Origin of the sequence: Gilliamella apicola (genome assembly GCF_003202655.1) — a bacterium.
GTDB lineage: Bacteria > Pseudomonadota > Gammaproteobacteria > Enterobacterales > Orbaceae > Gilliamella > Gilliamella apicola_R.
The window spans coordinates 1-16459 of the sequence record NZ_QGLR01000010.1 but is presented as its reverse complement, the minus strand read 5'-3'; the positions used below and the strand labels follow the sequence as shown (position 1 = coordinate 16459).

13 protein-coding genes are annotated in these 16459 nt (G+C 34.4%); 6 read left to right on the top strand and 7 right to left on the bottom strand.

The features are described from left to right. Positions 1 to 4: 4 nt before the first annotated feature. The 5 genes from DKK70_RS08245 to DKK70_RS08225 form a co-directional block, all read right to left on the bottom strand. Positions 5 to 709 carry a DUF5058 family protein gene (locus DKK70_RS08245; RefSeq protein ID WP_110433569.1) on the bottom strand — a complete coding sequence of 235 codons (705 nt, stop codon included), beginning with the start codon at positions 707 to 709 and terminating at the stop codon, positions 5 to 7. After that, a complete protein-coding gene (locus DKK70_RS08240; RefSeq protein WP_110433568.1) occupies positions 706 to 1221 on the bottom strand; it encodes an L-2-amino-thiazoline-4-carboxylic acid hydrolase in 516 nt (171 codons plus the stop codon). The genes DKK70_RS08245 and DKK70_RS08240 overlap by 4 nt, the downstream gene beginning before the upstream one ends. A 46-nt stretch (positions 1222 to 1267) precedes the next feature. Further along, complete coding sequence (locus DKK70_RS08235; protein ID WP_110433567.1) at positions 1268 to 2500, bottom strand: M20 family metallo-hydrolase; 1233 nt, start codon at positions 2498 to 2500, stop codon at positions 1268 to 1270. A gap of 21 nt (positions 2501 to 2521) precedes the next feature. Then, positions 2522 to 3787, bottom strand: coding sequence for an L-cysteine desulfidase family protein (locus DKK70_RS08230; protein ID WP_181415951.1), 1266 nt, complete (start codon positions 3785 to 3787; stop codon positions 2522 to 2524). A gap of 315 nt (positions 3788 to 4102) precedes the next feature. Further along, the gene (locus DKK70_RS08225; RefSeq protein WP_110433566.1) at positions 4103 to 4897 is read right to left on the bottom strand and encodes an AraC family transcriptional regulator; all 795 of its coding nucleotides are present in this window, start codon (positions 4895 to 4897) and stop codon (positions 4103 to 4105) included. 159 nt (positions 4898 to 5056) lie between these two features. Here DKK70_RS08225 and DKK70_RS08220 point away from each other — a divergent pair, with 159 nt between their 5' ends. Next, on the top strand, positions 5057 to 6499 hold the full coding sequence (locus tag DKK70_RS08220; RefSeq protein WP_110433565.1) for a sigma-54 interaction domain-containing protein: 1443 nt from the start codon (positions 5057 to 5059) through the stop codon (positions 6497 to 6499). 697 nt (positions 6500 to 7196) lie between these two features. After that, the gene (locus tag DKK70_RS08215; RefSeq protein WP_110433564.1) at positions 7197 to 8033 is read left to right on the top strand and encodes a hypothetical protein; all 837 of its coding nucleotides are present in this window, start codon (positions 7197 to 7199) and stop codon (positions 8031 to 8033) included. A gap of 157 nt (positions 8034 to 8190) precedes the next feature. Here the strand turns inward: DKK70_RS08215 and DKK70_RS08210 are convergent, their stop codons facing one another. Further along, positions 8191 to 9789, bottom strand: a complete 1599-nt coding sequence (locus DKK70_RS08210) for an alpha-glucoside-specific PTS transporter subunit IIBC (protein ID WP_110433563.1) — start codon at positions 9787 to 9789, stop codon at positions 8191 to 8193. Positions 9790 to 9902: 113 nt separating this feature from the next. Then, entirely contained in the window at positions 9903 to 11231 is a 1329-nt protein-coding gene (locus DKK70_RS08205) for a 6-phospho-alpha-glucosidase (RefSeq protein WP_110433562.1), read from the bottom strand. A gap of 257 nt (positions 11232 to 11488) precedes the next feature. Here DKK70_RS08205 and DKK70_RS08200 point away from each other — a divergent pair, with 257 nt between their 5' ends. From DKK70_RS08200 to DKK70_RS08185, 4 genes are all read left to right on the top strand, one after another. Continuing rightward, positions 11489 to 12205: a GntR family transcriptional regulator gene (locus DKK70_RS08200; RefSeq protein ID WP_110433561.1), complete on the top strand. Its 717-nt coding sequence runs from the start codon at positions 11489 to 11491 to the stop codon at positions 12203 to 12205. A gap of 299 nt (positions 12206 to 12504) precedes the next feature. After that, a complete protein-coding gene (locus DKK70_RS08195) occupies positions 12505 to 13293 on the top strand; it encodes an acid phosphatase (RefSeq protein ID WP_110433560.1) in 789 nt (262 codons plus the stop codon). Positions 13294 to 14015: 722 nt separating this feature from the next. Continuing rightward, a complete protein-coding gene (locus DKK70_RS08190) occupies positions 14016 to 14750 on the top strand; it encodes a DUF4123 domain-containing protein (RefSeq protein ID WP_110433559.1) in 735 nt (244 codons plus the stop codon). Between the two features lie 29 nt (positions 14751 to 14779). After that, positions 14780 to 16459: DUF6531 domain-containing protein (locus DKK70_RS08185; RefSeq protein WP_146210854.1), on the top strand; the 1680-nt coding region annotated here is incomplete at its 3' end.

Sequence of the window (16459 nt, the reverse complement as noted above, 5' to 3'; positions counted from 1 at the left end):
TTATTTACTTAGCGATAACTGCCGCCGTCATTCCAATTACCATACAGATAGTTAATCCCCATTCTTTTAACCATTGAATATTAGCTTTGCGGTTATATAACACAATGGCCGTCATACTGATTGCTGAACAGATAATGGCAATGGTGTTAGCACCTAATGGATAAGCAAAGTTCATGGTTAGCGCCCCAAAGCTACCAATCATTGCTCCGCCGCCAATTATTGGGATTAAGTGTACATTTCCCCCTGACATAAATTTATTTACTTTATCCATACGATGCGCAAAGAAGGAGACAAAGAGTAGGAATGGCAACCCACAAGTTGTCATAACGATTGCCGTAGCACACAGATAATTTACATCCAGTTCACTATTACCTAATGTTATCCCCATGCCATCGGCGGTAAATGCAGCTTCCATCAAAGCATCAGCCACTGAGCCAATAAAATCAACACGCATCCATGCCATTGGCGCACCAACGTATAACATTAGGGTTAAAATTCCAGACAACATCATAAAACATGGTCCAATCGAGGCAATTGATGCCCCTCGGATAGCACTTTTAACCTGTTTATCGGTAATACCAATACTTTTAGCCGTTTTAACACTTTTACGAAAGAATAAAAATGCTTGAAGAAATACGAAACAGAGAGCAGGAGCCGCAGCCAACCATAAAAGAAGACTATTGGCTATTTCACTATATTGTTCTGTCATGATTTACTCCCCTTGCAATCTTTCATTTTAAAACAGAAGGTACATACATTATCAGTAAAGAAGTGTTTCTCATGAATACACTCTAAGTTAGGGTTGTACCCGTAAGCAATTGCTGGATCAATCATTTCACAATAGAGCCAACCATATTTTTCCATTCCGGCTTTTTGGAATTCACTTGCAAATACACAACGCGTAAAATATTGTTCTACATAGCCATCCCCATAAGTATCAATACTTTCAAACTCATCACTACGATCCATGTCATAACTAATTAAATAATTATCACTATCATTTTTTTGTCCCCGAACATGAGCTCGCCGAGCAATATCCTTCCCGCGTTCAACACCAAAATTCCATACCCCTCGTTTAACGGCTGCTTCACCTTTTTCACCAAATTCCTCAACGATCTCTTTTGCAAGATGAATAAACATTCTGGCAAAGATTTGATACATTGAGACAGGTTCTAAATCATCTGCAATTCTATTGCTTTCAATTTTATTGTTATTTTCCATTTTTGCTTCCTCTCTAAATTACATATTCAAGTTGTATGAAAATACTTTATTTCTTATCAAGTTGAATAATGGTGTTAAATAAAACATCAGTGCCTTTAGCCATATCTTGCCAAGTCACATTTTCATCTGGATGATGAGTAATACCTTTGTAGCAAGGAATAAATATCATGGCTGTAGGACATATCCCAGACATAATCATGGCATCATGACCTGCACCACTATTTAAATGGCGCACAGATAATCCTAGATCTTCAGCTGTTGCTTGTAGTAATTGTCGTAATCCGCTATCCATTACAACCGGATCTTTGAAAGAAACTTGTTTAACTTCACAAACTACATTGAATTCATCATTGATAATTAGCGCTAATGAGCTCACATGCTTGATGATATTATGTACAATCTTTTCATCACCAGAACGAATATCTAAAGTGAACGTACATTGATTTGGAATAGTGTTAGCAGAATTCGGGGATAGACTAAATTTGCCAACCGTCAAAGTGGCCTGTTCAGCATATTTGCGTAAGGTGTATTGGTTAAGGTGACTAACAAATTGACAGCCTGCAATACCCGCATCTTGGCGCATAGTCATCGGTACAGTCCCCGCGTGACCGGCAAAACCTGTGATAGTTATCACTAATTGTCCAATTGCTACAATATTATCGACAATGCCTATATCAGTTTTAGTCGCTTCAAGCACCGGACCTTGTTCATCATGTAGCTCTAAAAAAGCTTTGATGGTTTGGGGATCGCGCTTGGCTGAAATTGTCGTTACGCCGGTAGAGTACTGTTGTAAAATTTGGCGTAAGGTTTGACCTTCATCATTTCTTAAACGATCTTTATCAACCTCATTTAACTCTCCGGTAATATACCGACTACCCAGCAAAACAGTACCAAAATGAGTACCTTCTTCTTCAACAAATGCCACAACTTCATAATTGTGTTTAAGTTGAATATTTTGCTCTTTTAGCATTCGCGCCACTTCAAGGGCACAAACCACACCAGCAATTCCATCAAAAGCTCCAGCATTTTTCACCGTGTCTAAATGTGAACCACTAATAATGCTTGGCAATGTAGGATGAGTTCCTTGCATTATTCCATAAACATTACCAACTTCATCTTCACGAATTGTTAATCCTACAGCTTGCATTTGTGCCTTTATGTAGTTAACCCCCTGACGATATCTGGGCGTTAACCCAATACGTGTGACACCACCATCACAAGGGTCAGATATATTGCGTAATGTTTCGATGTCTTGTTCAAGACGATTCTGATTTGCCATTTTTTCTCCTTGGTTGGCTAATTACTTTTCCAACATAATATTCAAAATTTCTTTATCCGTTATACGCATGCCATGATTTGCTAACTTGCCAACTGCTTTTACGGTTTTATCCAAACCTTGTTTAACAATTCCATCGCCATCGTGTAGCGCGTTATTTAACATTGCCATCTCATGGCTAGTAATTGCTGCATCAACACTTGCGGCGATTTTGGCGGCACAAGAGGCTTTTGCTCCATCACAAACCATACCAGATAGTGTTCCTAATGTATTAATAACAGCGTTTTCAATTTGTTCATCATTGCCATTCATCAAAAAAGTAATACCTGCCGCACTACCACTAGCTGCACAAACCACACCACAATAAGCAGAAAGTTTGCCAATATAGGACTTTTCATATAATGCAATGAGATTACTTAAAATAAGTGCTCGATAAAGTTGTGACTGCGAGGTTTTTAATTGATCGGCATAAACAATGATAGGTAATGAAACGGTTAATCCTTGATTTCCACTTCCGGAATTAATCATTACCGGTAAATCACAACCACTCATACGTGCGTCAGATCCTGCTGCTGCAAAAGCTTTAGCGCGGTTTTTCAGATCACCATTAGATGTGTTTAAAATTATTTTACCCACGTTAGCACCGTAATTATTGTTGATCCCTTCATTGGCTATACGTGAATTACACTCAATTTCAAGTTCTAAAAGATCGATGAGGGGGGAATAATCACAGAAACGGGAAAAATTGATAATGTCTTTAATAGTGATATTTTCTAATAGATTGGTTGGATGTTCGGTTAATGTTTCACTATTTTTAGATTGTAGAATTTCACCATCTTTACTAATTTTAACTACGTTGGTATGGCTATCTTGAATCTCAACACTAACCTTATTATCGCCATAAAAGGTACTGATAAGAATATGTAAGGTATGGGGGCTTTCTAGTAATTTAATTTCACAAGGTATTGTTTCCCTAAGTTTTCGACACTGTTTGGCCTGCTCTTTGGTTACTTGTGATAATACTTCTAGTTTCTTATCTGCATCCCCGTAAAAAGCGCCAACTAAACAAGCAGTATCTATACCTTTCATGCCATCAGAATTAGGTACAATTACACTTTTTACATTTTTGATCATATTACCGCTACATTCAGCGATGATTCTATCCGGTAGATGTCCTAAGTGTTTGGCTGCTAGGGCAGCGGCGTAGGCAATTGCAATAGGTTCGGTACAACCTAATGCCAGTACCATTTCATCGCGAAGTAATTGAATTAGTTTTATATCATTAGTCATAATATTGCTCCCGTTATGTTGGTTTAACCATTAAAAGCAATTTTTATGCCAAACTGATATTTTTGATTCGAAGTTGTGAATAGTTTATTGAATAATAAGCAATTTATTTTTATTCACAAAATTATGATTATTCGAAGAAATATTGTAAATAGGATGAAGGTAAACTGAAATTTATTATTTTTAAGATTGAATAAGCGTAATGAATATATTAATTAATTGAAAATTAAGTTGTTTTTTAAATTTTAAAAATTCTTAAAAATGGGAATTGTCAATGAGAAAAATGTAATTCGATATAATTCTCTAAAAAATAATCAATTAAAAATCCCTTAACTGTTTGCGCAGTTCCATCGGGGACATTTTCATTAATTTTTTAAAGACCGAACTAAAAGCAGAGGCACTATTATAACCAAGCTCAAATGCAATAGATTCAATTGTATAATCTGTTGTGTCAAGTAACGATAATGATTTAATAATTCTTAAGCGTTGTTTCCATTCACTTAAGGTCATGCCTAATTCTTTTTTACTGTGTCGAATTAATGTTCTTTCAGTGGTATTAAATTGTTTAGCTAAATCCGGTAAAGATAGTGAAGAGTTTGGTTCTTTATCTAAAAACTGTAAAATCGGCTTTAGAATTCGATGGTTTGTCATAGGTAAATAACTAGCAACTTTAGGCATTTCTGATAATTGATCGACTAAAACTTGCAATAACCGTTTATCCTTATTCGATGTTAGATCGATCACTGATTTTTCTTGTAAATACCATAATATGCTACGAATTAACGGATTGAGGATTAGGATTGTTGGTTCAGTAGGTAATCCATCACAATATTCGGATAAAATATAAAGAGAACAATGCATAACTTCATCATCGTTAGAGGCGATATGCTCGATCCTTGGAGGTAGCCATAAACCATACTGAGGTGGAACTAAAAAATGTTTTTCATTAATTTGAATATTTAATACCCCCCGATAACAAAAATTAAATTCACCATAATCGTGTAAATGGTTAGGGTAAATACTATTTTTCGGCATAAATACAATTCTAGGTAAAATAGGTTCCGACAAACAACCTTTATAAGCAGGTAAAATGGATTTATTAACTGATTTCATTGTTACCTCTATCACATTAATTGTATTCAACTATTTTTATGGCGGTTTTGCGATATATAATGTCTTGATTTTAATATATTGAATTTAACAAATAATGAAACAATGATCCAGTAACGTGTAAATACTTTGATTATCAAGTAATTTAAGAATGGTGAAAATATGGAAATGTCATTAAATCACATTCAACAATTTATTCAATCCTATGTGAATATTGTTTCAATAGTATCAAAAACAGATATTACCGTTGTTGATAAGAATCTTATACGTATTGCTGGCACTAGTCTCTATTTTGATCAGATAGGCCAAAAAATTAGCCATGCCAATCTTTATCGTAAAGTGTTAGAAACTGGGCAACCGACCATTATGACCAAGAATCAACACTATAATTCTTGTGCTAATTGTAGATCATTCAATATTTGCAGCGAGATGGCAGATATTGCTTACCCCATTTACTATGATAATGAAGTGATTGGTATTATCAGTATGATTGCCTTTGATCAAAATGCTCAAAATGAACTTATGCTTAATAGTGCTAATTATATCGATTTTTTAAAACATATAAGTACATTATTAGAGAGCAAGTTATTTAAATTCGTTAAAGTTAATAATATAAACAATAAGAATATTAATATAGTGGATCGGCCAGAAAATTCTAATAAAACCGAATTTATTAGCGCAGATCCACACATTATTGAAATGTTGAATATTATTCGCCTAACGACTAATTCAGATTCAACAGTTCTAATAACCGGCGAAAGTGGTACTGGAAAAGAAGTATTAGCTAAAGTTATTCATCAAACCAGCAATAGAAATAACCAACCCATGGTTTCGCTTAATTGCGCAGCAATTCCAGAGAATCTAATCGAAAGTGAACTTTTTGGTTATGAAAAAGGATCTTTTACCGGGGCCAACAAAGAAGGGCAGGTGGGTAAGTTTGAATTAGCAAATGGAGGTATTTTATTTCTTGATGAAATCGGTGAAATGCCGCTCCTCACACAAACAAAATTGTTACGTGTTCTGCAAGATAAAACCATTCGACGCATTGGCGGAAAAATAGATCAACTTATTGATGTGAGGATTGTCTGTGCAACTAACCAGAATTTATTACAACTTATCAAAGAAAAAAAATTCCGAGCCGATCTTTATTACCGAATTAACGTGATTCCATTTGCTATTCCACCATTAAGAGAAAGAAAAAATGATATTCCACTATTACTCAATGAATTTTTGCAATATTTTAATCAAAAATTTCATAAAAAAATCACCTTAAGTTCTCAAACTATTAAATATTTGAAAAGTTATTCTTGGCCGGGAAATGTTAGAGAGTTAAGAAATGTGGTCGAATATTTAATTAATGTTAATGATAATGATAATGGTGTTATAAAAATAAACAATTTACCTAATTATCTTCATACTGATTCTAATGCTAATTCTGAACTTGAAAAACCACTTAAATCAATTATAAAAAAACAGGAGAGTCAGTTACTCTCTTCTTTAGTTGCAAAAGCTAATACAACCGCCGAAAAAAGAGAGTTAGCTAACAAACTAGGTATCTCTATATCATCGCTATATCGTAAAATGGCAGAGTATAGAGCTAGGTAATAGTTCGTATGACTAAAATTTTATATACCAACACTATCGCACTAAATGAAATATTAAGATAAATCAGATTAATGGTGATTAATAACAGAGTCGGATATGACTCTTAAATTATTTAGTACGAGCAATATTAGGATAACCAAGTTAAAAGTCCGGTTCTCCATTATTTGTTTATGTGGCAGTCACTCCAATCGAAAGTAGTTAATCCAAATTAGTTGAGTAAAATTTAAAAGTGCATAATGGTTATATTTTTGCTATTAAAAATAGAGTTATTTCGCTTTTAACTGCTAAGATAAAAATATTCTGTAGTAAATATTTATATTTATGACGATAACACAAAGATAACAAAGATAGTTGCTAGTCTCAGACGGTATATAGTAAAAATAACGTGAAAACTAAATTCAATTTATTGATAGCAATAAATAGTAATAATTTATTTAGCTGATATTGGCAAATGAGAAAAGCTAAAAAGTCAGATAATTATTGGTATAATAGATCTGTCCGCAGCTAATAATGAACAATTGCCTTTCATCAACAGATGGTTAGTAAAGTGCAGGTATTAAAAATATCATTATCTTATTCCGCTTAAATAACGGATAATTTATTTGTTGCGAAAATGGTTATTAGTTTTGATATTTAAAGCAATATATTTAAAACAATATATTTAAATATAAACTGAATTTTTATAGGAACGGAATCAATGAAAAAGATAATAACAACCAAGGTATTTTTAATATTATTTTTCTCACTTTTTAATATCTTTAGTTTAATCGAATATTTTAATAAAGATTCTGTGACTGAATATGTTTCTTATTTGAAAATAGTTTCAATAATAGCCGTTGTTATTTGCCTGATTTTATTACTTATCAAAAAGATATTTAATGATAAATGGGTACTTAAAACTATGGTTAAGCCTGAGGTAATAAAAACGGTTAATAATAATGAAAAAAATTATGAATTTTTAAATTATGAAATGAAGCAGGGCATTGCTATTTTATGGGAAGGTGATGCAATTTTCGCAACTATTAAAGGTGAGAAAAAAAAACTTACTGGTTATATTAAACAATTAATCTTGAAAGATGATGGTATTTTTTACTTTTCTGTTGCTAATGGCGAGAGACTAGAACAACTAGCAATTAATGAACCCAATTCAAAAATTAAAATTAGCCTTAATGGCACAAAGTATAATTTTAAATCTCTATGTAAAGAAGTTCTAAAACTGGAATTAAAACGAATATTTAAGTTTGCAGATCATGTAAAAAAACAATTATCTCTCAATGAGAAATTTAGCTTTACATTTAATCCTCCACAAAAAATGTCAATTTTACTTGATAATAAAATGGAATTATATGAAGTCGAAAAATACTGTATTTTTCATAATGATTATCAAGAATTAATAATAAAAAATATTAACCGGCAAAAATATATTTTTCTGCCTATTGATAATATAAAGTCTAAAATCGAATTGGAAGATGGTAAAAAAATTGATATTCGCAAATGGTTAAAGTATTTATGTAATACGACCGATATCAATTAAACCTATTTTTCTGATGTAGCATTAAAGTATTAGATAATTAGGATTATTATTCCTTGAGTTACTTTATCATTTTTTATTACCTCATGTTATTTATCAAGAAAAAGGCAATATAAAATCAAATGATATTTATACTGCCTTTCACACATTATCAGACCATCTATTTTATTAAAGCGTTAATTTCCTCCCTGACCAGAGGAACAGTTAAACCGACAATAATTTGAATAGCTTGTCCTTTGTTAACGACATTAATGGCTCCATAACTTTGAAAATATTCAACATCGTAAACTAATTCAGGATTTGCCACTTGCACACGTAGTCGAGTTGCACAATTGGTTAAATGGGTAATATTATCTTTTCCGCCTAATCCTTCGAGAAAAGCTATCGCTTTTTGCTTAATAACATCAGTTTCTTCTTTAGCTTCACTAAACTCTCTCTCTTCATCGTTATTTATATGATTGGATGTTTCAGATTTACTGTTTTTGTAATCTGCTTTGCTAAATAATTTACTATTGCTATCGGAACGTCCTGGTGTCATTAGATTAAATCTGAGAATAAGGAATTTAAATACCAAGAAGTAAATTGCCGTGAAAATTAAACCAATCACTATTTGAATGATATAAGTTGCCCAATGGTTAGCGCCTAATGGTAACCAATTTTGGAAGATAAAATCGATAATACCTAAATAGAAATTTCCTGATACCCCAAAGAGATACATCACAGTTGCCATTGTGGCAGCTAATAGGGCATGAACAAAAAACAGCATTGGTGCAATAAATAAAAAAGTAAACTCAATCGGCTCTGTAATACCGGTCAAAATAGCCGTGACGGTTGCGCCAATTAATAGACCAAAGGTCATTTTTTTATTTTCAGGTTTGGCTGTTGAATAGATAGCCATAGAGATGCCGGTACAACCAAATACTTTGCCCATACCGATAAGCATAAATCCACCTTGCGGAAAGAGTTCAGTTAATGGTTTGGTACTATTTGCGAATTCTGATATATGTGAGATCCAATAATTGACCGTACCGCCGTCAGTAACGATCGGACCAAAATAAATTGGACCATAAACAAAATGATGTAATCCAGTTGGAATTAAGATGCGTTCTAAGAAAGTAAACAGCCAAACACCAACAGGACCAGAGTTAAGAATAATTACTTGCAGACTTTGTATTCCACTTTGAATTGGCGGCCAAACAAGAACGGTTAAAATAGCCAAAATTAACATTAAAGGAAAACAAAGGACGACAATAATCGGCGTGCCGGTAAAGACATTCGCCCAATCCGGTAAACGTAAATCGAAATAACGATTGTGTAACCAAACAGTAAAACTAGCCGTCAAAATTGAACCAACAATTGAGGTATCAAGAGTTAGCACGCCACAAATTTCAATCAATCCGGCTTGACCGACCTGATAATTTATTCCTAGTTGTTCACTCCATACGTCAATAATTCCGCCAATAAAATAGTTAAATGTTAAATAGGAAATAAAAGCAGCTAACACAGCTCGACCAGATGCCTTTTTGGCTAAAGCAATGGGTAAACCTAGCGCGAATAACATTGGCATATTTTGGAATACAACCATTGATGCTTTTTGCAGTATACCAAGAATTTTTACATAATATGAACCTTCGGTAGCGAAAGGAAATAAATGGGGATTAAGTAACACAACCGTTAAACCCAATAAAATACCGGCAGCAGGGAATAATAAAACCGGAACAAACATTGCTGCGCCAAAGCGTTGAATTGTATTTCTCATATAGACATTAATCCTTTAAAATGTTGATTAATATTCACTTTAATTTGCTAACAACTTATGCTAACACTAAGGTTGGTTACCAACCCTAGTGCGGTAGGTTGCAGTTAAATTAATTATTTAAAAAATTGCGGTAGATATTGCTTATTTTCGTTTAATATCTCTTCAACGATTATTTTTGCTTTAGGGACATTAACCACGGTTCTATTAAGGGTTAATGCATTGATAAGTTTTTGTTTCGAACCCTCATACCAAGCGTCAACGACCAGTTTTTCATAGCCTAATTGAATTTCAATCATGGCTTTTTGGAAGGTTGGAATATTTCCAATAGCAAAGGCTTTAGGACCATCGGAAGTGAGCATACAAGGAATTTCCACCATGGCATCATCTTGAATATTATTAATGGCTCCATTGTTAGGCACAATGACCAGATAAATATCGCCTTTGTTATAGGCTAAGGATGCAGCTACGCGGATCATATAACGACCATGAATATCAGCATGAAGATCTTCACCTTGAATTGAATTGTTTTCGATGATGCGACGGCACATTGCAAATACCTGTTTTTCTCGGCCATTAATCACCTGACGAGCACGAGTATTATTGATATCCTCTTTACTGACCATTTTTTCCGGGTAGAGATAATATTGGAGATAGGTATTTGGTAGGAATTCTGGATTATCCCTTAACATAACTTCCATATTTTTAAAGGTCGCTTGCCAAGAAGGATCATTGGCAATAACCGAATCAACTGCGGTAATTCCATCTTTTAAGATAATATCTTTTATCTTTTGAGTAAGATCTTCACCTTGTTTATTTTTTATTTTGGTAAACCAACCATAGTGATTTAGACCAAAATATTCCGGGACAAAATCCCAAATTTCACAGCCAAGTAATTTGGCATAACTTACCATGATGGCTGCTGGCATATCACAAATATTTAAAATTCGCTTGTCATCCGGAAATTCCCGATTTAAAGCTTCGGCAACGATAGCGGCAGGGTTAGTGTAATTTAAGATCCAAGCCTCTTTCTGATAGCATCGAATATCACGAATAAGATCTATCATATCTCCAATAGATCGTAAACCATAAGCCATGCCACCTGCGCCACAGGTCTCTTGACCGACACATTGATGCGAAAGGGGGATTTGCTCATCACGTTCCCGCATTTTCAAGCCACCGGTTCGAATTTGCATAAAAAAGAAATCTGAATTTTCAAAGGCTACTTTTCTGTCTGTGGTATAGATAAATTCTTCAATTTCCGGATAAAGTTCCTTAAACATGATTTCAGTGGCTTTTGCATTCAATTCTTGACGTGGCGCATCAATATCATAGAAAACCACACGTCTTAAAGGGAAGTTGGCTTTTTCGCTAACAAGACTGCTCATAATACCCAAAGTATAAGTACTTCCTGCGCCGACAACGGTTAAATTAATCTTTTTCATATTATTTCCTAATAGTAATGTTGAACAAAATACAAATAACATACAAATATGTTATCAATAAGTATTTAGCAAAATAATACTTATTTAATACAAATGTGAAAAAGATCACAAAATATTTCTGGTGTCTATAAACTTGTTAGGATTAAAATCATTAGGAACTATATGTTTTTATGTAGATTAATAAGAAATTTATCATCTGATGATATTTCATAAATTAGATGATAAGATGAGACAAATTTATTCTGCTGAGATATTCAATGGCGAAACCACTTTACCGACAAATAGCTGAGACTTTTGAACAAAAAATTTATTCTGGGGAATTAGACTTAGAGGATGTATTACCTACTGAACAAGCTTTACAAGAACTGTATAAAGTAAGTCGTGTCACTATTCGCAAAGCGCTTGAACAGCTGGAAAATCAAGGATTAGTTGAAAGAATTAAAGGTAGCGGTACATATGTTAAGTATCACTCAGCAAAGCATGATGCGATTAAATTACAGGGATTTGATGAGAATATCACAGCTTTAGGTCGAATTGCTGGTACAAAAGTAATACATTTTCAGTTAGAACAAGCTCTACCAACAATTGCGAAACAATTGCGAATAGAAGTTGGCACATCAATTTTTTCTATAGTAAGGATCAGAACTATTGATAATGAACCGGAAATTTTAGAGCAAAGTTATATGCCACTTTCACTCTTCCCCGATCTTAGTGTTAAGGTCATGGAATCATCAAAATATCATTATGTTGAACAGCAGAAAGGTTACCAAATTTCTCATAGTCGACAAGATGTTAAACCCGTCTTAGCCACCACGATTGTTGCCAAACATCTAAATGTAGAAACTAATCATCCAATCTTACGGCTTCGATCGGTTAGCGAATTAAAAACGGGAGAAACTTTTGAATACAGTATTCAGTATTTAAGAGGTTTTCAATATCGTTTTGAATATATTGCACGAAGGGGATTAGATTAATTGTTATTTGAAAAATATGGATAATCAATTAAAATTATTTTAAACATATGTTAATAAATACCATTGGTATAAATGGTATTTAATCTTATTAAATTTTATAATTTTCATAATTTTTATATTGTGTCATACCGTTAAGCAGTTTATTGCGCTGTATCTTTTTAAGATAGTCACTATTTTTATTTTTTATTAATCAACTTTATCTAAGTTTGCTAAATCTTTTTGTAGTTAACTCATTGCAGTTAGCTCATTGTAGTTAACTCATTGTTGTTTAATCATTTATCTGAAAATAGGAGTAAATAATGGCTAAAAATCTAAAGATAAAAAAACTAGCAATATTCATCCCTACACTCTATTGTTCTCTATTTTTTTCTTCATCATTCGCCTTTCAAAAAGGATCAACCGAAGATTTTTTAGGACATGAAGTAGGGGTTACTTATCACACTGCCGAGCAAGCCGTCAGCAGTAAAGAGTACTTGCCGGTTTATCCTGAAGAAGAAAACCCAGAATTTGAAGCCGATAAACTTGCTTATCTTCATGGTTATAATTTAAAAGGTACCGAACGTTGGCAGCAGGCAACAATGGATGCTGATTTGCATATTGCTAATGTGGCTAAAATTTTTTCTCAACCGTTAGGTATCACTATCTCGCCGCAAACAACGCCAACGCTATACAAAATGCTTGGTGATTTACTGGTAGATTCAGCAGATAATGCCACCAAAACTGCTAAAGAGTTTTATATGCGAAAACGACCTTTTGTCTATTTCGGCAATCATTCCTGTCAACCTATTGATGAAGAGGATCGATTACGGCATAACGGATCATTCCCATCTGGTCATACCGCTTATGGTTGGACATTAGCTTTAGTACTTGCACAAATTTCTCCTTCACATGCGGAAGCAATAATTAAACGAGGCTATGAATTTGGTCAAAGTAGAATGATCTGTGGTGCACATTGGCAGAGCGATGTTGACGCCGGTAGAATGGTAGGGGCAGTGGAATATTCCAAATTACAAAGTATTCCACAATTTCAAGAAGACCTCCGTAAGGCAACCGAAGAGGTTAATCAACAATATAGTTTATTGAAATAAAAATTTTAATTTTTTTAGACAATTATAATAATATCTTTATGCATATCCTCATTCAGCTAAAATCGTTAGGGTTTTAGCTGAATGAGGATATTTTTCACAATAAGATTAACTATATAGCTGTTGCAAAACTTGCTAAGCACACTTGTACTTGTTTTAGTTTGGCGCTGCCGTTTAGCGTAGTTTTGACAAATCTTAGGATAAAATTTCAATCCGTTCATTTGCTATTTCAACTAGAAATGTCGAATATTTATTGTTATTCGAGTATAGTGATGCTCCTCACAATATTATCCAAAAAACACATAAAATCTCTAAGTTAGCTGCTAAATCAAAGTTACTATCGATCTGTTAACCATCATTTTCATAATCCCGCCGACCAATAGGTTAATTACTTTTCTTGAACACCACATTACTAAAATTTCTGCAAATTAGTTGCTAAAAGTAATTCATAACGCCACTCCATCTCTCTATTTTACCCGCCGCGGCGTTATTAATGTATTGAGATCGCTTTTTAATATCAGCTACCCGAGGTATTTACTCAGTCAAAAAGGAGTGTTTGATATGCTTAAATAGCTATATTTGCATTTATTGTTCAATATTTATGCGATGAATTAGCTTAAATTTTATCCGTTATTAAACCAATCATATAATTGCCTTATGCAGTTAAAGCACCTATAATCAAGTCAATGACATTATCAGTTATCGGTGTTGATTAAGAGGTCAAGATGACTAAGCTTGCACTATCAGACTGGAGTCAAATAACAGCCACGGCAAAGATGCCGCTCTATGCGGTGTTATCGAATGTCAGTGATGCGCAGTCAGTGAAAAACTATTATGTGACTGATGGCTCGCAAACTCCTCATGGGCTTTATACCGGTACGCCCTATACTAATTGGCATAGTGTGATGCCAATGATTGTCCAACTTGATGAAAATAGTCCGTTTTTAAATTGGGTCAGCCAAACTGAATATCAGAATTGGGGGTGGTTGGCACGTTCACATTTGCCCTTTGAATCGATTTGTGCTCATCTGCGCAGTTTAACCCAAGTGATTATGCCTGATGGTGAAACGGTCTTTTTTCGCTACTGGGATGGTACCTATTTGGCTGAACAAATCCGTTTTATGGCCGATAGTTGGGCTGAGGTATTACCGGCATTTGCCTTTTACTGGATCAATGGTGAACCTTTTACTGTTTTTGTTCCACTACAGGCAGAGGCGCAAGTTTCCCCTTGGTGGCAAGTACCGGCTGAACTTATCGATTATCTATTGCAAAAAAATAAGACACCTTTAATTGATAATATTATCCAATGTTTGCAGGAAGAGTATCCAACTTACTATTTTCAATTTGATGAGGAGATTATACATAAAAAGCTAGTACATCTATTATCGCATCTTGTTATTGAAAAGGGTGAAAACGGCGTAAGTAAAGCGATTCAACAGCTAATTAAATACACATTATAAAAACTCAGTACCTCACAGAGATATAAAATATGGATAAAAAGAATCTAAAACAAGAAGTTTTACAGCCAGTCTTAGCACGTTTCTCTCGTATTTTAGACGATATCGACCACTCTGTTCACGATAAATATAAAAAGAAATTACAAGAAAGTGGCGTGGCAAGCAGTATTCAGATATTAGCATTAAATGATAAGCTCAGTGAAACGCGAGGGCAAAAGGCTTCGAGAATTTTAAGTGAGATATATCAGTTTAGACGTCATGGGCAAGCAAGTGGAATAACTGCACAGTGTCCTTTAAATAAACAGATTATTATTCAATATGGATTTGAACTCTCAACCTCTGTATTTTTCAGTGTGCCTGAAAAGAAGGACAAACAGCCTAGTAGTCAACGATTTATTAAAGTCGGTAACTTGAAAGGGCAACTTTTGCCGCAATTAGAAAAAGAAGTTTTCGATGAAAATGATTACCAGATTTATACCGAATATTCTCCCGATGAAAAAAATGCAATCCCATTTGAATTGGATGATAACGGCCAAGCCGTTATTGATGGCTGTCAACCCGGCAAGCGTTATTATGTTCGTATCGACCCCTTTACAAATCAACAACAAGTTGATGAGTGGCTAAATGGTTATAAACGTATTATTCAACATTTATCTAAATTTTTAGAATCCGAATGGGACAATGTTCATGAGCAACGGTGGCAAATCTTTGATAAAGCTATGGCTAAAGTTGTTGAACGAATTGAAAATAATCCTAGATCAACCGAAAACCCATTAGCAACGGTAACTGGTGGTGATTTTTTTGAGGGGGTTGTGGATCGCGGGGTAGAAGTAGCCAAAAAAGCTGAAAAACCTGTTATCGATGGATGGAATCTCACCACTCACCATGCCGCCATATTGGGTTCACAATATACCCCAATGAGTCCAGCAATTGCGCAGGGTGCAGGCAAGAAATTATTGGAATCGTGTCTGTCATCATACCAAACACAAGAGCCATCAGAACCGCCAAAAACAGAAAACGAAATAAAAGACATCTATTTTTTTGTTCAAGATGAAGTATATCTGTATATTATCACGGCCGCCCTTGAGTATTGGTATGAAATACAGTCGCCAAATGATAAAGCTTATTTATTGGGTAAAGATTTTTTTGATTTTGCCGTTGATGTGGCACAGTTTTTTGCCGAATGTTATGTAATAGGTAAAGCGCTCCCTATTGCTAAGAGCGTTTTACGAGCCTCTTCTTCAGCAATCAGTCGAACCACCGCTAATTTACTGGAAAAAGGCAAGAATTTTATATCAACCAAAACTTCAGTTGAAAAAGCAACTACTGCGGAAATAGTTGGTTCGCTTCCTGAACGTTTTATTGAATTTTTTAACGCAAATGAACAAAAGGCTATAGTGGAAAATGTAGGCGGTTCAACAGCCGAAGCGATCGGATTAGAAACGAAACGAGTTAACGTAGTAACGAATGCAGGCAAAGATGAAAGCGGCGTAACATTAAACAGAAATAATAATATAAGTAACACCGCCCCGGAAACGCTACATGAAAAACCAAATGCGACAGGAAACAGCCATTCAACAAACCTCGATCCGGTATCAATGTTAACCGGTGAAGAGCTATTAACCTTAGTTGATGATACCCTATTTAGCCAGTTCCCTTTTGTTTGGCAGCGGCTTTACCGAACCAGTGCGGTGGAGTTCAATTGTGGTCTG